The following is a 26,063-nucleotide window of genomic DNA, read 5'->3' as shown; positions in this document are numbered from 1 at the left end:
AAAGAAGTGATGAAAATGCGGATCGTCCGTTTGGTCATGTTGGATGCAGGGATTATTGCGGCTTCAGTGTGGCTTGTGTTTTTACTTCGGTTTGATTTTCAAATCCCTGAGATGTACGTGTGGATGCTTCCGTGGGCAATATTGATTCACATTGCGGTGTATGCGGCCTTCTCATTTGGATTCAAAGTGTATAACAATATCTGGCGATACACCGGAATGAGAGAGTTACTGCAGCTTCTAAAAGTGAGTGTATTAACCCTCGTTGGAGTGATTGCTGTCAACCTATCCACCCATGCAGTAATTCCTTCCTATCGACTACCGATTTCTATCTATTTTGCAGCGGGTTATGTGTTTCTGGGCATTGTTGGGTTACGAATGGTTAAACGTCTTCTAAATGATGGATTTGAGACAACGGGTGTGAAGGATGCCTTCGAAGGTAATCTTCTAATCATTGGGGCTGGTAAAGCAGGAATCCTCGTTACTAAAGATATCAAGCATTCAAGGTTCAAATTTATGCATCCGGTCGCTTTCATTGATGATGATGCATCCAAACAAAAGCTGGAAGTAATGGGGCTGCCGATTGTGGGTAATAGAAATTTCATTCCCGAGGCTGTGAAACAGCTGGACATTGCGTTCATTATTATTGCCCTCCCGACAGCGCCACATAACGATTTAATGGAGATTATCGAGATCTGCAAATCAACAAAAGCACAGATTAAGCTAATGCCTAGTATGACAGAAATTTTGGACGGGAAAATGGCAGTCAATCGAATTCGTGAAGTGTCCGTAAATGATTTGCTGGGTAGAACTCCTGTTGAGATTAATACTGAAGAGATTCGTGAGAATTTAGGGAGTGAGTGTATTCTCATCACGGGTGCAGGAGGCTCCATTGGCTCAGAACTGTGCCGTCAGCTAGCTGCGTATCGTCCGAAGGAAATGTTGCTGCTTGGTCATGGTGAGAACAGCATTTACCTGATTGAACAAGAGCTACGCCAGTTATATCCCGATCAGAAGATTCAACCTATCATAGCTGATATTCAGGATGTGTCGCGGATCGATAGTGTTTTTCAGAATTTCCGACCTACGATTGTGTATCACGCCGCTGCGCATAAACATGTGCCCCTTATGGAGATGAATCCGGTGGAGGCGGTAAAGAACAACGTTATCGGAACAAGGAATGTAGCGGAAGCGAGTGCCAAATATGGTGCTAAGCGGTTCATTCTGATCTCTTCGGACAAAGCGGTTAATCCAACAAGTGTCATGGGAGCTACAAAGCGAGCGGCAGAAATGATTATTAATGATCAGAATTCATCTAGCAAGACGGTTTTTGCTGCTGTCCGTTTCGGTAATGTTCTCGGTAGTCGGGGAAGTGTTATTCCGTTATTCAAAAGACAGATCGAGAGTGGTGGCCCGGTTACGGTTACCCATATGGATATGGTGCGGTATTTCATGACGATCCCTGAAGCAGTGCAATTGGTTATCCAGGCGAGCGTACTGGCACAAGGTGGCGAGGTGTTCGTGCTTGATATGGGTAAGCCGGTTCGGATATACGATCTAGCAAGAGATTTAATACGTCTGTCCGGCTTAGAACCCGATAAAGATATCCCTATCGTGGTCACGGGCATTCGTCCCGGAGAGAAATTATTTGAGGAACTCCTGACAGAAGAAGAGGGATTGATGGTCACCAATAACTATCGCATCATGATCAGTCGGCCTCAAAGTGTTTCGAGATCCGAATTGAATTTGGTCCTTGGTGTGCTGGAGAATTTGTGCAAACGGTACGAATTTGTGCCAAGCAGTTATCAGATTAAGAAATTATTAAAGCAGCTTATTCCAAGCTATTCGGGCTTTCAGGAAGAACCACAGGTGGCTACTCATGAGCTTGAACGGATCAAATCCGAAGTTCATGCGGGGATCTAAGTGATGAAGTCGTTTATGAGTAGATGGAACAAGAAATTGCGTTTGCGTGGCAAGAGTGACAAGAAATTCACAAGAAAGCAAATAGTCATGCGGCGAATTGGAAGATTCGCCCTGATTGGTTTTCTGATTGTGATTGTAATTGGTGGCATTTGGATTAGAGGGGTATTAAATGCTGAGCAGCGATTTCAAAAGGCTGCCCTAAATCCATTAACGATACCTAACTCTAAAATTTCTGCAGTACCTGTGGGGAAGACGCAGTCGGATGGGACTACGAAAAGTCCAGCAAATTCGGATGGCGTGGTACTACCATCGACTGAACCAGCAGCATCGCCAGAAGCAACCGATAAAAAAACTTCATCCTTTAATGTTGTATTAATTGGAACAGATACGTGGGGTGGGGAAATCTCGCGTGCAGACACGATAATGGTTGTGCATGTAATGCCGGAACAGCGGAAGGTGAACATCGTCTCTGTACCGCGCGATACAAGGGTTTATGTACAAAATGTTGGATACACCAAAATTAATCATGCTCATATTGTTGGTGAATCCAAAGGTGGGAATGAGCAAGGAACGTTGACGCTCATTCAAGCGGTGAGCGACTTTATGAATATTCCCATTCATCATTACATCAAGACGAATTTCTCTGGAGTTCGTGATTTCATCGATTCAATCGGTGGGATCGACATGGTAATCGATCAGGATGTCACAATAACCCCAGAGATTACCATCAAAAAAGGCGAACAGCATTTGGATGGTGTGCATGCTCTCTACCTTGCTAGGGCGCGTTACTCTACTCCGAACGGTGACTTTAGTCGTCAAGAGGAGCAATTCAATATCGTTAGAGCTGTGGCCAATAAGCTGTTGAGCCCTGAGCATCTTCCGGATCTGGCGGGATTATTGCTCCATGAAAAGAAAGACATTATCGATACAAGCTTCAGTGACAGTGATTTGCTCAGCTTAGCTTGGTTATTCAAGGGAATAACTTCCGAGGACTTTAAATACGAGCAGATTCCAGGCAACAACAGTTTTGGTTCTGATCCGCTAGTCAGAACTAAGGTGTACTACTGGAGTGCTGATTTAAAACAGGTGAACTCACTGAAGGAACGTCTTTTTACGGATTAAGAGAAAGGCGGGAGGAGTACTAACATGTATCGCCATATGAAACGAGGCTTCGATCTTGTGGGAGCGATCGTTATGTTATGTATATTTAGTCCAGTCATGGCTGTGGTGGCGTTGTTGATTCGAATGAAGCTTGGAAGCCCAATCTTGTTCAAGCAGCAACGACCAGGGCGGGGAGAGAAACCCTTCTTTATCTACAAATTTCGGACCATGGCTGAACTGTATGACACGCAGGGTCAGCCGTTACCAGATGAGCGACGATATATCAAATTTGGCGGAATCATCCGGAAGCTAAGTCTGGATGAACTACCACAATTGGTGAATGTTGTGAAGGGAGAAATGAGTCTGATTGGTCCAAGACCCTTACTCATGCGTTATAGCCCATACTATTCCGAACAGGAGAGGCTGCGTTTCTCAGTAAGACCAGGAATTACGGGATTAGCACAGGTGTCAGGACGTAATACTTCGTCGTGGAAAGACCGGCTTTCGTATGATGTCACCTATGTCGAGAATTTAAGTTTCAGACTTGATGCGCTGATATTATGTAAGACCGTCTTGAAGGTGATTCGCCAGGATGATGTTGTAGCCAATCCAGGTCGGCATAGCCTGCCTCTGGATGAGTATAGGCTGAATAAAAAGGAGGGCCAGGCATGAGTGTGCAGTTTAGACCGCTGCATGAAGACGATATACATCATGCATGCCGGCTCTTGAAGAGCAATTTACCGGAGCATGTGTACAATCAAACGATATTTGCTTGTACGGGTTATCCAGCATATCTACAAGCGGCTTGTAAGTGTGGAGGTCATTCGGCCACATTGTTGATTGGAGCCTATATTGGAGAAGTGCTCATTGGATTCGCGGAATGGCGAAGAATGGAACAAATATTGGTTCTGAATAATTTAAATGTGGATGCGGCGTTTCGCAAGGACGGTATTGGCGGAATGCTCATGGCGTACGGAGAGAAATTAGCCAAGAAGGACGATATTAAGAAGTTGGTACTGGATGTGTTCTCGTGGAATGAACAGGCGCATGCTTGGTACCTTCGCCTTGGCTTTTTAGAAGAAGGACGTACTTATTGGTATGTGAGGGATCTGGATCGTTCATTAACGGCTAGCGCAGATGTTATTGCTTCTGGAGCGGATATAGATGATGAAGAAGTGACTTACATTATTGATGATTACCCAATGGCAGAGGCTCATCATCTAAAATACGGATTTTCTTCATTTAGGATTAGAACGAAGCAGAAGACTTCAGTTGTGGGCCGGCTCGGCGAGCAGTATTTTCGCATCCAACTGCAAAGTGGGGAGTGGGACGGCGGATATCCACTAACCGATGTGTTACTCGACCTTGACCGGGAGAGAAAGCTGTTATTGCTTTCATCCGATGCATTCTTACGTGAGAGAGACCCAGCGCTAAGCTTAAGCACTGAAAGTATACGTATGATCAAGATATTGGATTAGCAGCGAATGCATCCGAAGTAAGTTTTGTCGAAGTATCTCAAGGAAGCGTACGCTAACATAACTTTTAGGAGGTGACGTATGAGTGATTTTATTGTGCTTAATAGCTCGCAATCTGAAGAATGGGATGCTTATTTGAATCAGATGGATAGTAAGGATATCTATTTTTCTGCAGATTTTTTTCGGCTGTTTGAGGATGATGATCATCAACAGGCAGAGCTGTTTGTTTTTAAGCAGGGTGAGAAGCTCATCATTTATCCTTACTTACTTCGCTCCATTAGCCATCTTCCCGCAGTCATCCAGCTGGGACTTGAAGGAGAATGGTATGACATCAGCACACCTTATGGATACGGGGGCCCAATATCTAATGTGCCTATAGGAGCGGAACGAACGGAATTGTACCGACAATTCAGTGATACGTTTACAGATTACTGCAGAGAGAAAAAGATCATGACCGAGTTTGTAAGATTCCATCCTTTCATAGGCAATGCCGCTGAATACCAAAAAGGGCTTACTACGGAGCTCAATCGGAATACAGTATACATGGATTTGACAGTTGGCTCAGAGTCAGTGCTAATCCAGAACTATGGCAGCAATCATAAAAGAAATATCCGTAAATTAAAGTCAGCTCCATTCACCATTCGAAAGTCGGATCTTAAGGATCGGATCGAGCCTTTCATCGAGTTATATTACGGGACGTTAAATGATTTACAAGCAGATCCCTTTTATTATTTCCCTCGAAAATTTATAGAAGATACAAGCCTTATGCCAGAAGGACGGGTAGCGCTGTTTGAGGCGATGGATGGGGAGAGGAGTGTAGGGGCAAGTATTGTACTCCTTGATCGACCATGGATGCATTATCACTTATGCGGTTGGGATCGAGCTTATCTGCAGTGGTCACCCACCAAATTTCTCATCCACGCAGCAGCCGTGTGGGGGATGGAGAATGGATACGACAAATTCCATCTCGGTGGGGGATATAAGGGGAATGACGAGTTGTTTCAGTTCAAGCTAAGATTCGCTACTCAACTAGAACCACTAGACTATTACTTAGGTAAGCGAATATTTTTCCCCGAGGTGTATGAACGAATGATTGCACTCTGTGACACTGGGGTTGCGGGAAATTATTTTCCGCTCTACCGGCATCCATCTCTGTTGAATCAAAATATCATGGACCACGCTCTGAAGTAAGACAATAAGATATGTATTCCATTTGGATTAAAGCATCCAAATGGAGAAAGGAGCAAGGCATGAGTATTCGTCAACCACGCATTCTACCACGAATCTTGTTATCCCCACCGCATGTAAGTGGACGTGAACAGGCTTATTTGGAGGATGCAATTCACTCTGGCTGGATCGCTCCCATCGGACCACAAGTCGATGCTTTCGAGCGGGAGATGGCCGACTATACAGGTTCAAAGGGTGCACTTGCATTAAGCTCTGGAACAGCGGCAATTCATCTCGCACTACGTCTAGCTGGCGTTTCTCAAGGAGATTACGTGATTTGTTCGACGCTCACGTTCGTAGCTAGTGCCAATCCTATTTTATATTTGGGGGCTACACCTGTATTCGTAGACTCAGAACTAGAGACATGGAATATGTGTCCACTAGCCTTTCAGCGGGCCTGCCTGGATTTGAATGATAGAGGGATACTGCCTAAAGCAGCTGTTGTTGTCAATTTGTACGGGCAGAGCGCAGACATGGAACCAATTGTAGAAATCGCGAATCGTTACGGTATTGTTTTAATAGAAGATGCTGCGGAATCCCTCGGTGCCTTTTATCACGGAAAGGCTAGCGGTACTTGGGGCCGCTTCGGAATCTATTCTTTCAACGGGAATAAAATTATTACAACCTCAGGTGGAGGTATGCTTGTATCGGATGATACCGATGCATTAGATCAAGCCCGTTTCTGGTCTACCCAAGCACGTGACACTGCTCCACACTATCAGCATTCCGAAATGGGTTATAACTACAGGCTAAGTAACCTGTTGGCAGCCATAGGACGAGGGCAACTGGAGCTACTTGAGGAAAAGGTCGAACGACGTAGATATATTTCTCAAGTGTACTCAGATCGATTGGGATCCATTCCGGGTCTTCATTTCATGCCGGAAGCGCCAAATTGTCGCAGTACACGCTGGTTAAGTGCGCTAACGATTGATGAAGAAATCGCAGGCTTCTCCGCTAATCAACTCTTAAAGTGCCTGGAATTCAACAATATAGAAGCTAGACCTGTATGGAAACCTCTACATTTGCAACCTCTGTTCGAGAACGCCTTCTATTATCCATACATGGAGGGACATAGTGTATCTGATCAATTGTTCACAAAAGGTGTATGTCTACCTTCCGGTAGCTCTTTATCGGATGATGATCTGGTACGCGTAATGGATGCGATAGAGTCTTGTATTCAGAACCGCTGAAAAATTACTTAGCAATCCATCCGTTAGCACCGGTTCCGCTTTCCTTCACATAAAAAGTGGCTTTCGCTACACCATCTGTTCGCATAGCCAGACTTCCAATCGGAGCGGTAATGGTTCCCTCAGGCGTTCCTTCCACGATAAATACTGCAGGAAGTAATGTTCCACCAACGAGTCGGACTGCCCGTTTGAAGTTACCATAGGTAGAGAACCATTCAGTTAAAGCATACGGATTATACAAAGTACCAAGAGAAGTACCCTGCATGGCAACCAATGTTTCGAATTCTAGAATGCGTTTTACCTTTACAGAACGGGTATCGAACACTGCTACATTGTTCAGGTGCAGGAAGGGCTTAGCTGCACCATAAGAAGACGCTAGCACGACTTGATTGGTCCCGCTGTTACGGACAATCATATTGTCGACAGTAACCATCGCGTCAGACTCTGTTGTGAATAATTGTAAGGTACTGCCCGTTAAGTCCTGTGCATCTATCGTCCCCACATAAAGATCTCCTCCGTCGATTCGGACTCCGCTTGCTAAGGTGGAACCCGAGCCGTACATCCCTAACGAGCCGATATGCAATCTTGGTTTTCCTCCAGCAGCATTAAACGCAGCAAAGATCGCAGGACCTCCGATGCCATCGAAGCTCGCACTAGCGATATCAATAAATTGTGAATAGATCGTCTGTAGACCGTAACTAGCTTTATGATCGGTGGAACGAATAAATAAGTTACTGATTTTCAGCGTTAGTCCATAAGACAGTATAGCAGGACTCACTGATCCACTAACACGCATATCAAGTGAACCGATGTCGAGGGTCCAAAGTCTAGCGATTTCATCTGTAAGCCCTGCAGACAGATCATTCCCAAAACCAATGGTAGTCAAGGAATCGAAGCGTTGATAGAAGCTGCGAGTTCCTTTGAATTCATCGGGTTCCAAGTCTAGAGAGTTGGCTCCAGTGAAGCTAGGTGCTCCACCGCGATTGTTGTTTAGGACGGCTCTGTTGACATGAAGTTGATCTACAAAATGGATGACGAAGTTCTTTCGGCCAGCCGTTTCACAGCGCGCATACCCAATCTGCACATTAACGGATGGAATTTCTTCCGTACCTCCAATAAAAATATTATCACCGTAGCAATCATGGGAGTACACCGATTCGATGGATATATTTTGCGCAGAAGAAATGAACAAGCCGTGAAGCTGATCGTTGACGTTTGATTTCACTGTCGAAGCACTTCCATCAATTTCGAGAGCGCCCGTTATCGTGATATTAGAGGCGTTTAAGATGACAAGTACTCTTGTATCTGATGGAGGGTTCGAAGCCAGTGACAGCTTAGACCCCGCTTCAAAGCTCAGGTTAGTTCCGGTTGGAATGCGAAGACACCACCATTCAAGGCTGGAAGGATTACGCATGCGACCTGAAGATACTTTATATACACCAGGCGGGAAAATAACAACCTTGCGTTTGGTATTTCCAGCATTGATTGCATTTTGAATCGCGACGGTGTCATCTTTGATACCATTCCCTGTAGCTCCATAGGATCGAACATTCACGTAACCGTTAGTCTCAGGATCTAATTTAATAGAAGTGACCGCGCCGTCTGAAATAACGGACGTTGTTACAGAATTATCTGGAATAGGTGCAGTTGCCATATACTTCACTCCTTTATTTTTTAATTTGAAATATAAGGCTAAGTTTCACGTTGTATATCATCCCTATACTTCTACGAGTAACGGTTGTCGTCCAAAAAAGGATGGCAACATCGTTTCTTCTTAAGTATTTTATGTGAACTTTTCTACAGATGCACGGTACAAAGAGCACTCTTAAAGGGCGAAAGGAGTTTTTTATTTGAAGGTATTAGTAACTGGGGGGCTTGGTTTTATTGGGTCACATGTTGTTGATCGGCTTATCAGAGAGGGGATCGAAACTGTAATTGTAGATAATGTATCGGGTGCTTCCGGCTCATTCTATAGAAATCCTTCCGCTGTTTTATATCCGTACGACATTCGGGACGAGACACTGGGTGAAGTCTTTAGCCGTGAGAAGCCGGATGTGGTCATTCATCTGGCTGCACAGATTGACGTAAGAGAATCTCAGCGCAATCCATTGTTTGACGCGAATGTGAATATTGTTGGCACACTAAACGTCCTGCGGATGTGTGAGGCCCATCAGGTTGAAAAGATCGTGTACGCCTCGTCGGCCGCTGTATACGGTAATCCTGAATATTTGAGCATTGACGAGAAACATCCCTTAAATCCTGAATCTTGTTATGGGGTATCAAAAAGTGTTCCTGAGTCTTATATTCGGATGTTTGCCAGCATGCATGGGCTAAAGTACACCATTCTTCGTCTTGCAAATGTATATGGACCTCGACAAAGCTCGCATGGTGAAGCTGGTGTCGTTTCGATTTTTCTGGATCGCATAAAGCAAGGCAAGGAACTTGTGATTTATGGGGATGGAGAACAGACCAGGGATTTTGTCTATGTTGAGGATGTTGCACAGGCGTTTGTAAATGCGGCTTGTACAGATGAGAATGCGGATAATCAGATCATAAATATTAGCTGCGGGGTGGCGACCTCCATTAATACGATTGTAGAAATGATAGGCGGTATTACAGGTCGGGAATCCCAGACAACCTATGAACAGGCTCGACCGGGAGATATTCTTCACAGCTACTTAAACAATAGTAAAGCAAACGAGTTGATGTCCTGGTCACCTCACCATGATCTTCACCAGGGACTCAAGAAGACAATTGCAGCCCGATTGACTGTAGGCAGTGCTGTGGACCATTAATCGCAAATATCGAAAGGGGTTATCCCCATGGAACGAAAATTAAATTCGGAAATGTTTGTTCTACGAAGTATTGCCTGCTTAAGTATAGCGCTGTTACATGCTTTATATCGAGTCTATGACGATGGGAACACGCCTTGGGTAGAGTCAGTGGGTCTACTGCTTACATTTGGCACACCGGTATTCGTATTTATCTCGCAATTCGTATTGTCTTTTGCATACCCGGGCGGAATTCCCGCGAAATTTTGGGAGAAACGGATCAAGTATATTTTGCTTCCTTACTTTTTTTTCGGAGCTTTGTACGCAGGGTTAAAAGGATTGGATATGGCGGGCAGTGAGGGGATTCCGCTTCTTCAAGCTTTTTGGTACTTTCTCTGGCGTCATTGGTTACTTGGCGATTTTCATGGCTACTTTATCCTAATTATCTTTCAGTTTTATGCCTTGTTCCTCTTATTTCAAAAGCATGCCAAAAAATTCACTCCACGCTCTATACTGATTGCGACATTCGTTATTAATGTGGCTTACTTAGGTTTTTTCAATTTCACCAAACCCGTAGATACGGTAGCTGCTCAATATATTTGGGATAAATTGTATTGGGTTTTCTCTCCGGGGTGGATTTTCTACTTTACTGTGGCTTATTACTTGGGGCGAAATGAGGCTTGGTTCCGGGAAAAATTAAAACAGTTCCGTTTAGCTGTCTACGTGCTTCCAGTTGTAACAGGCGCGTTTGTGCTATTCGTGAATGGGCAAGGCTGGATTACGGCACATAGTTCCAAGAGAATTGATATGTTACTTTTCGCCATGAGCATGATTCTACTACTATTCACAGTGGCTTCTTCATTGAAAAAAGTGCCGCGTGTGCTGGAGTGGAGCAGTAGATACTCCTTCGGCATATATTTGCTCCACCCGTTGTTGTTGGCTTTATTCGTCAAACTTCCTTCTTCGTTCGGGTTGCAAAACCTTGGACTATTCAGTGTGCTTCTCCAATTTGTTGGATGTGTGGTAGGATCGGCGATCATCATGAACATAGCGAATCGTATTCCAGGCGGAGCCTTTGTGTTCGGTCGAGTCGGGATTGGAATCAATCAGAGAAAACCCCCGAAACCGCTGGATAAGCCCATAAGCTCGAGTATAGGGAACATGAACTAGCTAAAAATAGACCACTAAACTTCCGTTTTTCAGGTGATTAGTGGTCTTTTAATATTGTCTTGGCTCTTACATCGCACTAGTTTCGGACCGTATAGTTGTTATTTCTATAAAAACACACATTTTGGTATTGGTTTTGAGCAAAAAGCAGCATCTGAGTCCAATAATCTCGCAAAATGGACAAAACCATTAAAATAAGGGCACCTCAGACCGATCAATAATCGAGGGGATCTGAAATAGTTGGAATTATCGGTGAATCCTATTATAATGGGTTTCTTGATTAAATGTAATTATGAATATTCAAACATTTACATCCAGAGAATAATGCATCGTGCAGAACTTTAGGAGGAAACGAAAGTGGAACTTGGAATAAGTACCTTTGTCGAGACAACGCCCGATGTCCAAACGGGTGAGACAATAAGTCATGCAGAACGACTACGTGAAGTAGTGGAGGAAATTGTACTTGCCGAAGAGGTGGGACTAGATGTATACGGAGTGGGCGAGCATCATCGTAATGATTATGCGGCTTCATCACCTGCGGTTGTGTTAGCTGCAGCTGCATCGTTGACTTCGAAAATTCGTTTGACCAGTGCCGTAATGATCCTGTCTTCAGCAGATCCCGTACGTGTATTTCAAGATTTTGCAACGCTAGATGGCATTTCGAATGGACGTGCAGAAATTATGATCGGCCGCGGCTCGTTTACAGAGTCTTTTCCATTATTCGGCTATGATCTGAAAGATTATGAAGAACTCTTTAATGAGAAGCTGGAATTGTTATTAGCCATCCAAAAGTCAGAAAAAGTAACCTGGAGTGGCAAACATCGAGCAGCCATAAACAATCTGGGGATTTACCCGCGTCCGGTTCAAGATCCGTTACCGATTTGGATTGGGAGTGCAGGTAGTCCAGAGTCTGCGATCCGCACTGGAGCATTAGGTTTACCTTTTGTATTAGCTATTATTGGAAATGTTCAACCGCTTGATTATGCGAAGCATGTGCAGCTCTACAAAAAAGCAGCGGCTGAAGCCGGATATGATCTTTCAAGCCTGCCTATTGCCTCGCACTCACACGGGTTTATTGCTGAGACTAATGAGTTAGCACTGGAGAAATTTTTCCCTTCAACGCATGCTCGGACCAATGTGCGGGCGAAGGAAAAAGGGACACCCCCATACCATCGGTCCGATTACGATGCAGCATGCAGCTTTGATGGCGCTCTGTACGTAGGTGATCCAGAAACCGTTGCGAACAAAATCATTCATCTTCGCAAGCATGTGGGAATTACGCGATTCTTTTTACATATGCCCCACGGTACAATGCCTCATGAGGATGTTATGCAGGCGATTAGACTGCTGGGAACGGAAGTAGCTCCTCGTGTTCGTGAAGAAGTAGCGCGCTGGGAAGCAAGTAATCGTTAACGAATAAGCTGCGTCCTTAGGACGTGGCTTTTTTTGTGCGGTATACTAAAATAACGAATAACGTTATATAAGGGAGGGGCAATGGAGACTATTCATTATTTATCTCAATTCAATTTGCTTCAATCGTTAGCGCTGGAAGATCTAATGGAAATGGAAGAGTTAACTCGAATAACAGTAGTTCCGAAAAATACATATATCCAGACACCGACAACCTTCTCTGAAGGATTATTTTTTGTGAAAAAAGGGAAGGTGCGTTTATACCGATTGAATGCGGATGGGAAGCAGTTTACTTCGGATATTCTGAGTGAGGGTAATGTTTTTGGTGAAATGAACGTGATTTCGTTTGGAACCAAAGATCATTACATTGAAGCCATGGAAGAGTGTCATATCTGTACAATTGATCCTGTAAGATTTGAAGAATTCGTAGCTACTCGACCTAGATTTTTGATGTCATTAATGCAAGTATTGAGTGATCGTATAAAAAGTATGAGTCAGTTAACTCAAAACCTAGCCATCGGAAATCTGCATGATAAAATATTGTGCGTTCTTTTAAAGCTATCGGATCAACTAGGCGTTAAAAGTGAGGATAATTATTATAAAATCAATGTTCCACTGTCACATCAAGAAATCGCCAATTTGATTGGTGCGAGCAGAGAAGCGGTTACTGTGGCATTGCAAGAATTGGTAAAAGCTGAGGTGCTTCAGACTGGGTTCAAAACTATACGTATCCATCATGATAAGATTTTGGAAAGAAATTTATAAAGATTATGAGTTGTAAATGAGATTACATCTTTATGGTTAGAAATACCCGTATCCTAGATATAAGAAGAAGGTTATCCAAGCCTTTAAAATCATAGGTGAAGGGAAGATTTCTATGGAGCATAGGAAGGGAGCTCGAAAAGTTAGCGATATTCCTGCTGATGTTGTAGGACTATTGCATAAAGGACAATTACAGACTGTAAATCTAACGGAATGGCTTGCTGTCGACCATATGGTTTTGTTGAAAAATGTGCTGGACGAGCTAGGTTTTGGACAGGAATCCGAACCAATTTTACAAAGGCTTCGCGATTCATCGGAAAAGAAAATCATGAAGCTCATACCGGCTATCGCGCGGGAGTGGCAACAGGTATTGGAGTGCAAATCAGAGGTGGAACAAGTCCGAGTATTCTCAGCTTTAGCGCAGCATCGTTCCGATAGTGTCCGCTGTTGGGCTGCCTATATGATCGGTCTAAATCAATCTTTAAGTCTATCGCAAAAGCTAATGGATATCCGTCCCTTTGCAGCGGATGATCATTTTGGGGTACGTGAGATTTCATGGATGGCTTTAAGGGAATCGGTCATTGCAGAATTGGATGAATCCATTAAGTTCTTAGAGAGCTGGGTTCATGATCAAGATACGAACATAAGGAGATATGCAATCGAATTGACGCGGCCACATGGGGTATGGGCGAAGCATATTACTGCGCTAAAAGAAAACCCAGCAATAGCACTTCCATTATTAGAACCACTTAAGTCAGATCCGGCAAAATACGTTCAGGATTCTGTAAGTAATTGGTTGAACGATGCGAGTAAAAGCAATCCAGACTGGGTGCAACAGCTTAGTGAGAAGTGGTTAATTTCTTCGGATTCCAAGGAAACGAAACGGATTGTAACACGGGCAACTAGGAGTATTACTGATCTACGTTGAAAATGAATTGTCGCTTTAGAATGGATGATAAACGTCAAACACTATGGCTAATTAGCTAATAAGTGTTGGCGTTTTTTTATTGTACCGAAGAAGGAGGCTTGGATAATTAAAGATATCTAATAGTTCTGATTTATTATTTAAACCTAGAAGCGTATAAATATTTATATTGTTAATCTGGAATCCATCTGTTATACTCAAAAACACAAAATGTTATAAAATCTAACATTGAATTGAGTTGAGGAGGATTTGACTATGAAAAGACAAACATTTCTGAAGGTTGGTGTCATTTTATCAGCGGTTTTGCTAGCAGGATCGTCAACGGGTGTTATTTTTGCTGACACGATGGAAAGCGCGTATAAACCGAAAACGCATGTTCTAAAAGCGAATTCGGAGACCGTTCGCTGGGGGAATATTGGTAAAGGTGATCCAGCTTTAACAGTACAATCGGGAGATATTGTGACGGTCGAGGCCATCACGCATCATTCCGGTGATGATTACGATCGGATGATTAAAGGGGATGCGGGTGTTGAAGATATTTTTCACTGGATAGAAGGGGAGAAGAACGAAGCGCTTCGTGGACCAGGCGTACATATTATGACGGGACCTATCGCAGTAGAAGGCGCTGAGCCAGGGGATGTTCTGGAAGTGAAGATTCTGGACATGAAGCTGAGACCTAATGGAAATGACAAATATGCAGGCAAAACCTATGGCGTGAATGCCGCGGCGAACTGGGGTTATCTATACGGAGATATGGTGGAGGAGCCGAAAAAACGTGAAGTGGTCACCATCTATGAGATGGATACTGAAGGTGGGACGGATTATGCAACAGCTGTTTATAACTACAAATGGACAGTGCAAACCGATCCGGATGGTCAAGTGCACCCGACAATCGACTACCCAGGTGTAATTGTAGACCATAATACGATTGATAAGAACTTTGATGTATTGAAAGGTATAAAGATTCCAGTACGTCTTCACTTCGGCACGATGGGTGTGGCGCCTAAAGAAGCGGATATTGTAGATTCAGTACCTCCTTCATACAATGGTGGCAACGTTGATGATTGGCGGATTACTGAAGGTGCAACGATGTATTATCCTGTATCCGTACCGGGTGCGCTACTGTCGATTGGTGACCCGCATGCCGGCCAAGGGGATTCCGAGATTAACGGAACTGCGATCGAGACATCAGTTACTGGTGATATACAAGTCATTCTTCATAAAAAAGCAACGCTTAACCAAAAACTGAGTGGGTTAAGTTTCCCATTACTTGAAAATGAATACGAATGGGTTGTGCATGGCTTCAGCTACGCCAATTATTTGGAGGAGCTGGGGACTAGTGCTCAGACGGATATTTTCAAAAACTCGTCCATCGACAAAGCAATGAAGGATGCCGCTCATAAAACAAAAGATTTTTTAATGGCTGGAATGGAATTGAGCGAGGATGAAGCGTACTCATTGATGTCTGTGTCCGCGGATTTTGGAATTACACAGGTGGTGGATGGAAACTGGGGTGTGCATGCTTTGATCGATAAAGGCCAATTCGGTGATTCGGAGCGCAAGGCAGTGGGATTACGTAGCAACTTTGAAAGCTTTGGTGCGAAGGTGAGCTGGAAGCCGACTACTCAGACAGTAACTATAAGCTACAATAATAATGTTCTAGAGATGAAAGTCGGGGCGACGACAGGAATGTACAATGGAGAGATCGTTAAGCTCGTTGCTCCAATAGAAGTTGTAAAAGAGAAGGTTCAGGTCAGCGAATATTTCGCGAAATTTTATAAAGCTAAGTTATCTAAAACAGAGTAGGTCGAATTAGCAATCATTTCATAAACATAATAAGATCCAAACCAGAGAAGAACCGTCTTAAAGTCGGTTCTTTTTTTTATATATTTAGACCATCCTGATTTTTGTGGCGTTTTAATAAGATTTGGTTTTCTACACGGACTAGACCATCCAGACAGTAGATGGATTCATGCATAAACCGTTCCATCTCTTCAAGGTTCTCAACTAGAATGTGAATGTGAAGAATGCACGGCCCTGTCATTTCATAAAGTACAGCTACGCGTTCATTTTCTTTTAGGACTCTGACAATATGATTTAAATGGGCAGGCTCCACTTCAAGCTCTAGATACGCCGAAATTTTCTTTCCTAATTTTTCTGCGTTGATGACGATTGAGAATTGCTCAATAATTCCTTGATTGACGAGCCGATCAATACGATCCTTAACCGCGACACTTGATAAATTAACTTCTTTAGCTAGATCGGTGTAGGAAATTCTGCTGTTTTGAGTTAGGCGTTCTAAAATATGATTATCGATTGGATCAAGCATACGGAGTCGTTCACCTCTTTTTTCGTAATTGTAACAGAAAAAAATAGGCAATGCCTAGTAGTGCGTCACAGCAGGAGTGTGTCTCAGCATTCTCAGCTTAAGATGTTGACATTGAAGAATTATTTCACTATACTGGCTGTAATCTTATATACGATATACGTTGAAGAAGCCCAGTAGTAGCTTAGTCCCTGTTTCAGAAAGCCGGGGGTTGATGAAACCCGGTACACACTAAGAGTACGAATTACACTTTGGAGTATCTCGGCTAACACCGAGCGGAATGGCGAACGATATCTCGTCACGAGTGGCATCAATGCTGTGTTTTAGCATTAGCGTTTCATTGGTGCAATCTGGGTGGTAACACGGTTATTCAATCGTCCCTATGTCTACAATAGACAAGGGGACGATTTTTTTGTTTTTAAATATAAGGATTTATAAGTTTCTCTTCATCAACTATCCTTATATTCGCTTGGCGGACTGATGATTCGTTATAGGATATCTACTAATTTAAGGGGTGTTAGGCAATGAATATTATCGATGAACTAGAATGGCGCGATGCCATCAATCAACAAACCGATGCCGAAGGGCTTAGAGAATTGACCAACCAGAAATCCGTTTCGGTGTACTGCGGTGTAGACCCGACGGGTGACAGTATGCATATTGGTCACTTGATTCCGTTCATGGTACTCAAAAGATTCCAGCTTGCAGGACATCGTCCGGTTATGCTAATTGGCGGTGCTACAGGTACGATAGGTGATCCAAGTGGACGACAATCCGAGCGTTCATTGCAGACACTGGAGCAAATCCAAGCTAACGTAGATGCGCTTACCGCACAAATGAAAAAACTGTTCGTTACTGATGGCGACAATCAAATTCGTATGGTGAATAACTATGATTGGACGCATAAAATCAATGTGATCGAATTTTTGCGTGACTATGGTAAGAACTTCAGCATCAATTCGATGCTTGCCAAAGATGTTGTAGCGAGCAGATTGGACAGCGGAATTTCCTTTACTGAATTCTCTTACCAAATCCTGCAATCCCTAGATTACCTGCATCTGTACCAGCATGAAGATGTGCAGCTGCAAATTGGTGGCTCCGATCAATGGGGCAACATTACAAGTGGTCTGGATCTGATCCGTAGAAAAGAAGGACCTGAAGCAAAAGCATTCGGTCTAACGATCCCGCTTATGTTGAAAGCTGATGGAACAAAATTCGGTAAATCAGCTGGAGGAGCAATCTGGCTCGATCCAAACAAAACGACTGCGTTTGAGTTCTACCAGTTCTGGGCGAACACTGATGACCGTGATGTTGTGAAATACTTGAAGTACTTTACATTCCTATCTAAAGAGCAAATTGATGCACTTGCGGAAAAAGTTCAGACTGAACCGCATAAACGCGAAGCACAAAAAACACTTGCTGAAGAAATGACCAGATTCGTGCATGGTGAAGAATTGCTGGAGCAGGCTAAACGTATTACTGCTGCTCTGTTCAGTGGAGATATCAAATCCCTAACTGCTGATGAGATCGAGCAAGGCTTCAAGGAAATGCCGACCTACGAAACTACACTGGAATCTAAAAATATCGTAGAGTGGTTGGTTGATCTCGGTATCGAGCCGTCTAAGCGTCAAGCACGTGAGGATATCACCAAAGGAGCAATCACCATGAATGGTGAGAAAGTTAGCGACGTAGCACTGGAAGTTACAGCTAGCGAAGCTATCGGCGGCCGGTTTATCATTATCCGTAAGGGTAAGAAAAACTACAGCTTGGTGAAATTGTCCTAAAAATAAGAGCCTTCCTTATGAATAAGGGAGGTTTTTTGTTGTATTTTAAGTATAGAGGCGGATCATTTGCATATTAAGTGAAATTTGAAAGGTGAAATAGCGAAAATTATGGTAAGCTTAGGATTCGTGTGATTTATGGATTAACATGATATTCTACAACTATAACAGAAAATTAGGAGTGGTAATTTGAGAAGACAAAAACCAATGACCATGGAAGAATTGATGAATGAGTTACAAGGACAGAAAACGTATCAAGAAGATCCCAATCACATCTCTTTCGAGAAATTGTTTAATGAAGCGTTTATGAGTAAGTATTCCAATTACAAAAGTTTCGATGAGTTTGTAACCAAAGGAAACTTTCAAGTAAAGACAGAAGAAGATGTTGCTGACATACCTGATGAACTTTTTGATCGTCATGTAGTTAGAGAAACTAAATTTGCGGATTGGAAATCAATGTTTGAAACAGCGAATAAGGAATACGTCCGTAATTAAAGAAACAGTGTCTGGTAATGCTCTATTTATCTTCAAAGAAAATACACTCCGCATTGTTTTAACAGACAATGGGGAGTGTATTTTTTTATCTCTAGATATTCGACAAACTATGATGTTTTACTCATCGTTGATGCACATACCTATGATTTAATTGAAGAAATAGGAAATAGGTTTCATAAAGGTTGTATTTATATAGGAGGGGCAGAATCGTATGACAACTTGCATACAGACCTCGAGGCCTGAGACTCTTCATGTCATGTGGAAAACCGTCTCGGAGGATTGTAATTTAACCTGTGATTATTGCTATTACAGCACAGCAGGGGGACATCCTCATCATCCGATCCGAGTGATGGATACGGATCTTCTGGAGCGGTTTATCGCTCAGTACATGAAAAGATCATCTGGTATAGCGACTTTCTCTTGGCAAGGAGGGGAGCCGCTATTAGCCGGACTTCCATATTTTGAACGCGTGATTTCACTCCAAGCTAAGTACGCTCCACCTCATACGATGATCAGTAATGCACTGCAGACGAATGGAACGCTTATCCATGAGAAATGGGCGAAATTTTTTAAACGGTATAACTTTTTGGTTGGGATTAGTCTGGATGGCCCAGAGCCTATTCATGATGCTCATCGTGTAACGGGTTCGGGGAAAGGTAGTTATGATCTAGTTATGCGTGGGATTCGCCATCTACAGAATGAGGGTGTGGACTATAGTATTCTGACGGTGATTCATGAAGATAATGTGATGAAACCAGACGAATTGATGGCATTCTACCAGGAACAACAATTTCCTTATATTCAGTTTATCCCTTGCATGGATTTTGTTTCACAGAAGAGTGATATGCCTGGCCGCTTTCGAATTACACCTGAACAATACGGAGCGTTTCTATGCCGTACATTTGATCTGTGGTACAACGAGGGGTATCCGGAGCTTCCCATTCGTATTTTTGAGAATATGCTTCTAGTATTCATGCATCATGAGGCAGAGTTATGCGTTCACAACTCATGTTGCCCGAAGATGATGGTGCTTGAAACGAACGGGGATGCCTACCCTTGCGATTTCTTTATTGATGAAGAGCATAGGCTAGGAAATATCGGCAAAACTGACCTGGAAACACTGCTAACCAGCCCAGTATATGATGATTTTTTGTTAATGAAGCCCAATATGAATGAATCATGCTATAAGTGTGAGTACCTTAGCTTTTGCAATGGGGGATGTCCGCGCAACCGGAATTGGCTTGATGTTCATGATCGTACTGAGGTTGATTATTTCTGCCGTAGTTATAAAATGTTCTACTCATATGCCTATGAACGGATGATACTGCTAGCAAACCGACTTAAATCGGAGCAGATGCTGGAGTTCAGGAAAAGTGCCAAACCACTTCCAGGTAGAAATGATCCATGTCTCTGCGGAAGCGGGAAAAAATTTAAGAGTTGCTGTCAACCACTATAGCTCAAATTAAAAAAAGGCTGTCCCAACAATCATGCAAATGGTTGTGGGACAACCTTTTTATTATGTTAAAGAACCATTTGATTTCTCACCATAATAGCCGCACCAGTCACCACAGCTTCTTCTTTTAATGTACCTAGGGAGAAGTGAGGTTGGTATTCAGGATAACGGTAAGTGTTTCGCTGTGCCACTTCAACCGCCGTTTGGAAAAACAACTCGTGAGAGTGGATGAGCGCACCACCTAGAATGATGGTCCCAGGATGAAACAGGTTGATAACGTTGGCGAGGCCAATACCGAAGTGAATGGCGGCTTGAGTAAATAATTCACGCGCATGTGGATTACCGTCTCTAAAGGCTTGTACCAATACATCATAAGTTAGTTTCTCAGGCGCCACTTTATATCTTTGGAAGATCAGATCGTTGTCTATTTTCGCCTCTGAGCGCGCACTTTGTTCTAGCGCCTGCACAGATACGAATGCTTCCAGAGCCCCGTAGTTCCCGTCATTATTTAATCGGGGTCCATCTGTCTGGATGATCATTTGACCAATGGCATCTTCCATATCCATCGTGCCATGAACAATACTTCCATGCGACATCATCGCATAGCGGAGTCCTGCTCCAGCATGAACATAGAGCATATGTTGAATGTTAGCGTGACGGATGGACCATCGTTCTCCAAGGAGTGCGGAATTGGCACCGTTGTCGAGTAAAGCTTTGAAGCCCGTTCGTTCCTCCACCAGTTTGCAAATAGGGAGATTGTTCCAGCCAGAAGAAGGGAAGTGTAGCGGTTTTAAGATTAAACCATTTTCCCGGTCAAGCGGTCCCACGGCTCCTATTCCTATCCCGATAATTTGACTGTCCTTCAGCTGATGGTCTCTAAGGAAAGCGCGTATTTGATTACTTATGTGATCCATAAATCTTTCAGGTGTGAATGCCTGATCCATTCGCCAGTGAACAATTGATTTTGGGTTCATTTGCATATCAAATAAACCAAGGGAAGAATACAGCCTGGAAATCTCTAAACCGATGATGTAGCCGTAGGAAGGATTGATCTGGTATAAAATAGGTCTTCTGCCTCCGCTTGATTCCCCGAATCCGCATTCTATCAGCAAGCCTTCTTCCGTCATTTCATCTAATATTCGGGTCATTGTGCTTTTGGTAAGTGAAAATGTTTGTAGAAGATCTAACTTGGAAACTGTGCCTTGTTCGGCGATTCGGTCGTATAGGAGTTTCTTTGGGGATGGAATGTGTGTCGAGCGCTTTTCCACGATATACCTCCAAGCTATATATAGGATGAACTAGTAAGATCGTTTTTTATAAAGTTTGTATTTATTAACATTAATATAGTATAACGCATAAACCATAGATTGTATTTTACCGTTCAAAAAACTTAATTCCATTTTGGGAAAAAGTGATATAATGAAATTACGACAGAAAATATAAGGGTGGAATCCATGAGAACAACTATGAAAACAAATGCGACGACGAATACAGACCTAAGGATAAGTCTATTGTTCCAGTTGTTTTGGGTATTTGTTCGAATCGGTCCCGTAACTTTCGGGGGAGGTTATGCGATGATCCCTATGATCGAACGGGAAATTTCCACTAACCGGAAATGGCTGGCTGAAGAGGAGATGGATGAAATTCTATCTTTAGCTGGCGCAGCACCAGGTGGGGTAGGTGTAAATGCGGCGGCATTCATTGGTTATCGTCTTGCTGGAGTGAAGGGTGCGATTGCTGCAATCGCTGGGATTACGATTCCAACCTTTATCATTGTTTGTTTGCTTAGCGCCGTTTACTCACAACTGGCCGACCAACCAAAAGTTATTGCCGCTATGAAGGGGATACATGGTGCTGTTATTGCTTTGATCCTAGTAGCAGCATATCGAATGGCCAAGAACGCTATATTTGACAAGACTACGGCTGTTACGGCGTTGCTTATACCGATTGTTTTATTAGTTTCCGGAATCAATCCCATTTACGTGATCGCAGTTGGATTGATTATCGGTTTTGTATATATGCCAATCAAACAGCTCTTAGGGCTCCGAGTTCGGACAGAGAAGGATTCCTTGAAAGCTTCTGATGAAGAATCGAATTATCCGGAGTATTACATCTAGGGGGAAGCGATGTGATTTGGAATTTATTTTTTATCTTTATAAAAATTGGACTGCTCTCCTTTGGAGGAGGGTACGCCATCATTCCGATGATTCAGCATGAAGCTATGGCTGGTGGTTGGTTATCTGAAAGGGAATTTCAAGAGGTAGTTTCCATCGCAGGGATGTCACCGGGCCCTGTTGCAACGAACAGTGCAACCTTGATTGGATATCGTGTAGCTGGAATAGAAGGAGCGATTGTGTCCACATTAGGCATGGTTCTGCCTTCATTAATCATCATCATTGTTATTTCCATCTTTTTTTATCGGGTGAGGGACAGTCAATGGATTAAAACGTTATTTTATGGTTTGCGACCAGTGATTACAGGCTTGATTGCCTATGCTGCGATTCGATTTGGATTAAATAGCATGGAACACGCTTTCATTAGTTGGCAGACCATTGGCACGTTGATCATTGTATTCGCTGCACTTTATGGTTTAATGAAATATAAGCTGCATCCACTCACCATTATCGTTGCCTCGGGCATTCTTGGTGTAGCCTTTTTTTAGACAGAGCCGGGACGATCCCAGATTGGAGGTAAGTACATGTCAGAGAATATACGGGCTTGCTGTTCAGCTAGTCGAAATCAAGTCGAGAAACAAGGTTCCATCGATGTTTGTAAGGAGAACACAACTATCCAAAGACCAGAAGGGGATAAAGATTTCTCGGACATGATCCTTATTCCTGGAGGCACTTTTCTTATGGGGACGGATGACAAAGAAGGGTTTCCCGCAGACGGAGAAGGGCCTGCTAGGAATGTTACCTTATCTCCCTTTTTGATTGATGCAACGGCAGTTACGAATAAGCAGTTTGCTGCTTTTATCAAGGAAACAAACTACGTTACAGATGCGGAGCGTTTCGGTTGGTCTTATGTGTTTCATTCTTTTGTTTCCATGGAGACAGGGAAAAAGGTGACCCAAGTAGCTACTCAAACTCCCTGGTGGTGGGTGGTAGAGGGAGCGAATTGGTGTCATCCGGAAGGTCCGGATTCCCATGTAGATGAACGCCTTGATCATCCGGTGATCCACATATCTTGGCATGATGCTGATGCATATTGCAGCTGGGCCGGCAAACGTCTGCCTACGGAAGCGGAGTGGGAGTATGCCGCACGAGGGGGGCTAGTTCAGAAACGATATCCTTGGGGGGACGAATTAAAACCGGGCGGTGAGCATCGCTGCAATATTTGGCAAGGAAAGTTTCCTGATAAAAATCATGCCAGCGACGGTTATGCAGGTACGGCACCTGTAAAATCCTATCTACCTAACGGATATGGTCTTTATAATATGTCAGGAAACGTGTGGGAATGGTGCGAGGATTGGTTTACTAAGGCCTATCATTTAACTTCCGAATCCGTGAATCCTAGAGGCCCGGTAAGTGGTGTAGCAAGGTCGATGCGCGGAGGATCGTATTTGTGCCATAAATCTTATTGTAACCGTTATCGGGTGGCGGCCAGGAGCGAAAATACACCAGACAGCTCTGCAGGAAATATTGGCTTTCGATGTGCGGCTGATTATACCGGTTGAGAATACATAAAGACTACTACATTAGAAGGAGGAACTTCTTTGTCCTCTATCATTCATAGTCAGTTTGATATCACCGTGCTGGACGTCATAAAAATTCAATATCAGAAGCGGGTCTTATTCGATTACGTCCAGTCTTGTTATACCGTCTCTTACATCCAAAAAGGTGAGGTATTGACGACATCCTCCGAGGGGGAATATGTTGCTTCTGCCGGAGACGTGATGATCCACCGTCCTAACGAGCCATTTAATGTGATCTCCAAAATGGAAGGCGTACATTATCTGTTTAATATTAACGCAAAGGTGCGAGACGGAGATGACTTCTTCAAGTTATTCCCGCTAGGCAAGGTGATTCGGATTCGGGATCAAAGCGAATATGAGCGAAGGTTTGACGAGCTGCGAAGCCTGTGGTTGCAGGAGGAGGATGATTTCAGAAATGTTCAGGTCGGTTCATTGGCATTTTTTCTCCTTTATGAAATTATGGAGAGCACCAAGCTTGGCGGGCGCCGCTCATCACGAGATCCCTATGTCACGGACCGCTTTAACGAGGCGTTGCAATATATGGAGGAGAGACTTGATCAGGAGATTAGTAGAGAGGAGCTTTCCAAGCTCTATCATATGAATCCTGTTTATTTTAGCCGGGCGTTTCAGAAAATATATAAATTGACACCTATGCAAATGTTACGAAAATTACGGCTGCAGCAAGCTAAACAAATGTTGGAGTATACGGATTATACCATCGAGCATATCTCCCAGAGATGTGGTTATTATGATGCTTCGCATTTCAGTAAGGTATTTCGTGGCGAATACGGCAGGGGTCCGGCAGAGTACCGAAAAAGTATCGAATATACAAAAACAAACATCGCTACTCCATAGCGGAGCTTTCCATATTCATTTACTCTATAAGCATGAGCAGATCATTCTGAACTGCCCGAATCGATGCGTAACCATTTCGATTAAAAGGAAAGGCAGGGTATAACTCATGAGAATCTTGTATTTGGATTTGGATTCGCTTCGCCCGGACCATCTGGGATGTTATGGCTATCATCGGAATACATCCCCGAATATCGATTCAATCGCTAAAGAAGGTGTCACCTTTACCAACTACTATTGTTCAGATGCGCCGTGTCTACCGTCCCGTTCTGCTTTAATGTCGGGACGATTTGGCATTCATAATGGGATTGTAGGACATGGCGGGACCGCTGCTGATATGCGTAGAGAAGGGGCGAAACGAGAATTTAATGACCGGCTGGGAATGGAGAGTCTTCCCGCTATATTAAGACAAGCAGCCATGAAAACCGCGTCGATTAGCACCTTCGCCGAACGGCACTCGGCCTGGACCTTTAATGCCGGTTTTCAAGAAGTGTTCAATGTTGGTGGAAGGGGGCATGAGACGGCAGAGCAGGTGCTTCCTGTGGCACTTAAATGGCTTGAGGATAATGGGGAGTCCGAAAATTGGTTTCTGCACCTGAATTTCTGGGATCCTCATACGCCTTATCGTACACCCGAGAGCTACGGTAATCCGTTCGAGAAGGAGCCGTTACCTGATTGGATCACGGAAGACGTGTTTGAGCTTCACCGGAGTAAAAAGGGGCAGCATAGTATTGAAGATATGAATGCACTCGCGAAATCGCATTATCATCAGCATTTTAGGCATCAGCAGGAGATAGAGAATCGTGATCACCTGCGAGTTATCTTTGACAACTATGATGCTGGAGTTAAGTATCTGGACGAGCATCTCGGGAAAGTATTTTCTAAGCTGAGAGAACTTGGCGTGATGGAAGATACGGCTATCTTGATCTCAGCGGATCACGGAGAGAGCCTGGGCGAGCTAGGGATTTACTCCGAGCACGGCACGGCAGACGAGGCGACTTGCCGCATTCCGATGATTTTTCGCTGGCCAGGCGGCAAGAAGGGAATAGTGGAGGATGGGCTACATTATCACCTTGATCTCGGACCGACATTAGCAAGCCTTCTGAATTTGAAAGGGGCTCCTTCTTGGGATGGTGAAAGTTATGCTGATACCATTCTGGAGGGACAATCAGGAGGGCGTGAGTATCTCGTAATCTCACAATGCGCGCATGTGTGTCAACGCAGCATCCGATTTGAGGATTGGTTATATATACGCACCTATCATGACGGACACCATGGATTTCCGAAAGAAATGTTGTTTGATTTGAAGCATGATCCTTACGAACAACATAATCTCGCCGAAGTGCGTAAAGACATTTGTATGAAGGCTGTCTATCTGTTGAATGAATGGCATGACAACATGATGAGCTCCATGGACTGTGATATCGATCCATTATGGACGGTACTTATGGAAGGTGGACCCTATCATGCGAAAGAGTATGCGAGCTCATCCTCAAAGGATGCTTAGCGTTGTCCCT

Annotated in this window: 23 protein-coding genes and 1 other annotated feature; of the genes, 20 read left to right on the top strand and 3 right to left on the bottom strand. The window is 43.7% G+C overall.

Going from position 1 to position 26,063, the window contains the following annotated elements; genetic code table 11:
* Positions 1–9: 9 nt before the first annotated feature.
* The 6 genes from MKX60_RS23015 to MKX60_RS22990 all read left to right on the top strand — a co-directional run bounded on the left by MKX60_RS23015 (position 10) and on the right by MKX60_RS22990 (position 6,913).
* Positions 10–1,920 carry a polysaccharide biosynthesis protein gene (locus MKX60_RS23015; RefSeq protein ID WP_339265296.1) on the top strand — a complete coding sequence of 637 codons (1,911 nt, stop codon included), beginning with the start codon at positions 10–12 and terminating at the stop codon, positions 1,918–1,920.
* Positions 1,921–1,923: 3 nt separating this feature from the next.
* A complete protein-coding gene (locus tag MKX60_RS23010; protein ID WP_341061075.1) occupies positions 1,924–3,042 on the top strand; it encodes an LCP family protein in 1,119 nt (372 codons plus the stop codon).
* A gap of 24 nt (positions 3,043–3,066) precedes the next feature.
* The gene (locus MKX60_RS23005) at positions 3,067–3,693 is read left to right on the top strand and encodes a sugar transferase (RefSeq protein WP_143759584.1); all 627 of its coding nucleotides are present in this window, start codon (positions 3,067–3,069) and stop codon (positions 3,691–3,693) included.
* Positions 3,690–4,499, top strand: a complete 810-nt coding sequence (locus tag MKX60_RS23000) for a GNAT family N-acetyltransferase (RefSeq protein WP_341061074.1) — start codon at positions 3,690–3,692, stop codon at positions 4,497–4,499. Before MKX60_RS23005 ends, MKX60_RS23000 begins: the two co-directional genes overlap by 4 nt.
* A gap of 78 nt (positions 4,500–4,577) precedes the next feature.
* Positions 4,578–5,687 (top strand): GNAT family N-acetyltransferase, encoded by a 1,110-nt coding sequence (locus MKX60_RS22995; protein ID WP_341061073.1) that lies wholly within the window; start codon positions 4,578–4,580, stop codon positions 5,685–5,687.
* 59 nt (positions 5,688–5,746) lie between these two features.
* Complete coding sequence (locus tag MKX60_RS22990) at positions 5,747–6,913, top strand: DegT/DnrJ/EryC1/StrS family aminotransferase (protein ID WP_076286734.1); 1,167 nt, start codon at positions 5,747–5,749, stop codon at positions 6,911–6,913.
* Between the two features lie 4 nt (positions 6,914–6,917).
* Here MKX60_RS22990 and MKX60_RS22985 read toward each other — a convergent pair whose 3' ends face one another.
* A complete protein-coding gene (locus MKX60_RS22985; RefSeq protein ID WP_076286735.1) occupies positions 6,918–8,564 on the bottom strand; it encodes a glycosyl hydrolase family 28-related protein in 1,647 nt (548 codons plus the stop codon).
* 196 nt (positions 8,565–8,760) lie between these two features.
* On the opposite strand from MKX60_RS22985, the gene MKX60_RS22980 reads away from it, so the two are divergent.
* The 6 genes from MKX60_RS22980 (at position 8,761) to MKX60_RS22955 (ending at position 15,751) form a co-directional block, all read left to right on the top strand.
* Entirely contained in the window at positions 8,761–9,705 is a 945-nt protein-coding gene (locus MKX60_RS22980; RefSeq protein ID WP_076286736.1) for an NAD-dependent epimerase/dehydratase family protein, read from the top strand.
* Positions 9,706–9,732: 27 nt separating this feature from the next.
* Complete coding sequence (locus MKX60_RS22975; RefSeq protein WP_341061070.1) at positions 9,733–10,851, top strand: acyltransferase family protein; 1,119 nt, start codon at positions 9,733–9,735, stop codon at positions 10,849–10,851.
* Between the two features lie 354 nt (positions 10,852–11,205).
* A complete protein-coding gene (locus MKX60_RS22970) occupies positions 11,206–12,261 on the top strand; it encodes an LLM class flavin-dependent oxidoreductase (protein WP_339796376.1) in 1,056 nt (351 codons plus the stop codon).
* A gap of 81 nt (positions 12,262–12,342) precedes the next feature.
* Entirely contained in the window at positions 12,343–13,023 is a 681-nt protein-coding gene (locus MKX60_RS22965) for a Crp/Fnr family transcriptional regulator (protein WP_076286739.1), read from the top strand.
* 112 nt (positions 13,024–13,135) lie between these two features.
* Complete coding sequence (locus MKX60_RS22960) at positions 13,136–13,948, top strand: DNA alkylation repair protein (RefSeq protein ID WP_341061069.1); 813 nt, start codon at positions 13,136–13,138, stop codon at positions 13,946–13,948.
* 252 nt (positions 13,949–14,200) lie between these two features.
* The gene (locus tag MKX60_RS22955) at positions 14,201–15,751 is read left to right on the top strand and encodes an acetamidase/formamidase family protein (RefSeq protein WP_341061068.1); all 1,551 of its coding nucleotides are present in this window, start codon (positions 14,201–14,203) and stop codon (positions 15,749–15,751) included.
* Positions 15,752–15,827: 76 nt separating this feature from the next.
* Here MKX60_RS22955 and MKX60_RS22950 read toward each other — a convergent pair whose 3' ends face one another.
* The gene (locus MKX60_RS22950; protein WP_076286742.1) at positions 15,828–16,274 is read right to left on the bottom strand and encodes an Lrp/AsnC family transcriptional regulator; all 447 of its coding nucleotides are present in this window, start codon (positions 16,272–16,274) and stop codon (positions 15,828–15,830) included.
* 151 nt (positions 16,275–16,425) lie between these two features.
* Positions 16,426–16,656, top strand: a binding site (T-box leader).
* A gap of 139 nt (positions 16,657–16,795) precedes the next feature.
* Between MKX60_RS22950 and tyrS the strand changes: the two genes are divergently transcribed.
* The 3 genes from tyrS to MKX60_RS22935 all read left to right on the top strand — a co-directional run bounded on the left by tyrS (position 16,796) and on the right by MKX60_RS22935 (position 20,003).
* Positions 16,796–18,055, top strand: a complete 1,260-nt coding sequence (gene tyrS / locus MKX60_RS22945; RefSeq protein WP_076300889.1) for a tyrosine--tRNA ligase — start codon at positions 16,796–16,798, stop codon at positions 18,053–18,055.
* Between the two features lie 186 nt (positions 18,056–18,241).
* Positions 18,242–18,547: a hypothetical protein gene (locus MKX60_RS22940; protein WP_445670767.1), complete on the top strand. Its 306-nt coding sequence runs from the start codon at positions 18,242–18,244 to the stop codon at positions 18,545–18,547.
* A gap of 211 nt (positions 18,548–18,758) precedes the next feature.
* Positions 18,759–20,003, top strand: coding sequence for an anaerobic sulfatase maturase (locus tag MKX60_RS22935; RefSeq protein ID WP_341061067.1), 1,245 nt, complete (start codon positions 18,759–18,761; stop codon positions 20,001–20,003).
* Positions 20,004–20,068: 65 nt separating this feature from the next.
* Here MKX60_RS22935 and MKX60_RS22930 read toward each other — a convergent pair whose 3' ends face one another.
* On the bottom strand, positions 20,069–21,268 hold the full coding sequence (locus MKX60_RS22930) for an ROK family protein (protein ID WP_076283423.1): 1,200 nt from the start codon (positions 21,266–21,268) through the stop codon (positions 20,069–20,071).
* A gap of 186 nt (positions 21,269–21,454) precedes the next feature.
* Between MKX60_RS22930 and MKX60_RS22925 the strand changes: the two genes are divergently transcribed.
* The 5 genes from MKX60_RS22925 to MKX60_RS22905 all read left to right on the top strand — a co-directional run bounded on the left by MKX60_RS22925 (position 21,455) and on the right by MKX60_RS22905 (position 26,053).
* A complete protein-coding gene (locus tag MKX60_RS22925) occupies positions 21,455–22,117 on the top strand; it encodes a chromate transporter (RefSeq protein ID WP_256721578.1) in 663 nt (220 codons plus the stop codon).
* An 11-nt stretch (positions 22,118–22,128) separates the two neighbouring features.
* A complete protein-coding gene (locus MKX60_RS22920) occupies positions 22,129–22,662 on the top strand; it encodes a chromate transporter (RefSeq protein WP_076283424.1) in 534 nt (177 codons plus the stop codon).
* A gap of 36 nt (positions 22,663–22,698) precedes the next feature.
* A complete protein-coding gene (locus MKX60_RS22915; RefSeq protein WP_341061066.1) occupies positions 22,699–23,676 on the top strand; it encodes a formylglycine-generating enzyme family protein in 978 nt (325 codons plus the stop codon).
* Positions 23,677–23,715: 39 nt separating this feature from the next.
* Positions 23,716–24,549, top strand: coding sequence for a helix-turn-helix domain-containing protein (locus tag MKX60_RS22910; protein WP_076283426.1), 834 nt, complete (start codon positions 23,716–23,718; stop codon positions 24,547–24,549).
* Between the two features lie 106 nt (positions 24,550–24,655).
* A complete protein-coding gene (locus tag MKX60_RS22905; protein WP_076283427.1) occupies positions 24,656–26,053 on the top strand; it encodes a sulfatase in 1,398 nt (465 codons plus the stop codon).
* Positions 26,054–26,063 lie beyond the last annotated feature (10 nt).

Origin of the sequence: Paenibacillus sp. FSL R5-0914, from assembly GCF_038004525.1 — a bacterium.
In the GTDB taxonomy this organism is placed as follows: Bacteria; Bacillota; Bacilli; order Paenibacillales; family Paenibacillaceae; genus Paenibacillus_AQ.
The sequence above is the reverse complement of the archived record's forward strand: the minus strand, read 5'-3'. Positions and strand labels throughout refer to the sequence as shown.

Coding starts and splice junctions, on each gene's coding strand:
- MKX60_RS23015 (WP_339265296.1), top strand. CDS start 10: ATGAAAATGCGGATCGTCCGTTTGGTCATGTTGGATGCAGGGATTATT.
- MKX60_RS23010 (WP_341061075.1), top strand. CDS start 1,924: ATGAAGTCGTTTATGAGTAGATGGAACAAGAAATTGCGTTTGCGTGGC.
- MKX60_RS23005 (WP_143759584.1), top strand. CDS start 3,067: ATGTATCGCCATATGAAACGAGGCTTCGATCTTGTGGGAGCGATCGTT.
- MKX60_RS23000 (WP_341061074.1), top strand. CDS start 3,690: ATGAGTGTGCAGTTTAGACCGCTGCATGAAGACGATATACATCATGCA.
- MKX60_RS22995 (WP_341061073.1), top strand. CDS start 4,578: ATGAGTGATTTTATTGTGCTTAATAGCTCGCAATCTGAAGAATGGGAT.
- MKX60_RS22990 (WP_076286734.1), top strand. CDS start 5,747: ATGAGTATTCGTCAACCACGCATTCTACCACGAATCTTGTTATCCCCA.
- MKX60_RS22985 (WP_076286735.1), bottom strand. CDS start 8,564: ATGGCAACTGCACCTATTCCAGATAATTCTGTAACAACGTCCGTTATT.
- MKX60_RS22975 (WP_341061070.1), top strand. CDS start 9,733: ATGGAACGAAAATTAAATTCGGAAATGTTTGTTCTACGAAGTATTGCC.
- MKX60_RS22965 (WP_076286739.1), top strand. CDS start 12,343: ATGGAGACTATTCATTATTTATCTCAATTCAATTTGCTTCAATCGTTA.
- MKX60_RS22960 (WP_341061069.1), top strand. CDS start 13,136: ATGGAGCATAGGAAGGGAGCTCGAAAAGTTAGCGATATTCCTGCTGAT.
- MKX60_RS22955 (WP_341061068.1), top strand. CDS start 14,201: ATGAAAAGACAAACATTTCTGAAGGTTGGTGTCATTTTATCAGCGGTT.
- MKX60_RS22950 (WP_076286742.1), bottom strand. CDS start 16,274: ATGCTTGATCCAATCGATAATCATATTTTAGAACGCCTAACTCAAAAC.
- tyrS (WP_076300889.1), top strand. CDS start 16,796: ATGAATATTATCGATGAACTAGAATGGCGCGATGCCATCAATCAACAA.
- MKX60_RS22935 (WP_341061067.1), top strand. CDS start 18,759: ATGACAACTTGCATACAGACCTCGAGGCCTGAGACTCTTCATGTCATG.
- MKX60_RS22925 (WP_256721578.1), top strand. CDS start 21,455: ATGAGAACAACTATGAAAACAAATGCGACGACGAATACAGACCTAAGG.
- MKX60_RS22915 (WP_341061066.1), top strand. CDS start 22,699: ATGTCAGAGAATATACGGGCTTGCTGTTCAGCTAGTCGAAATCAAGTC.
- MKX60_RS22905 (WP_076283427.1), top strand. CDS start 24,656: ATGAGAATCTTGTATTTGGATTTGGATTCGCTTCGCCCGGACCATCTG.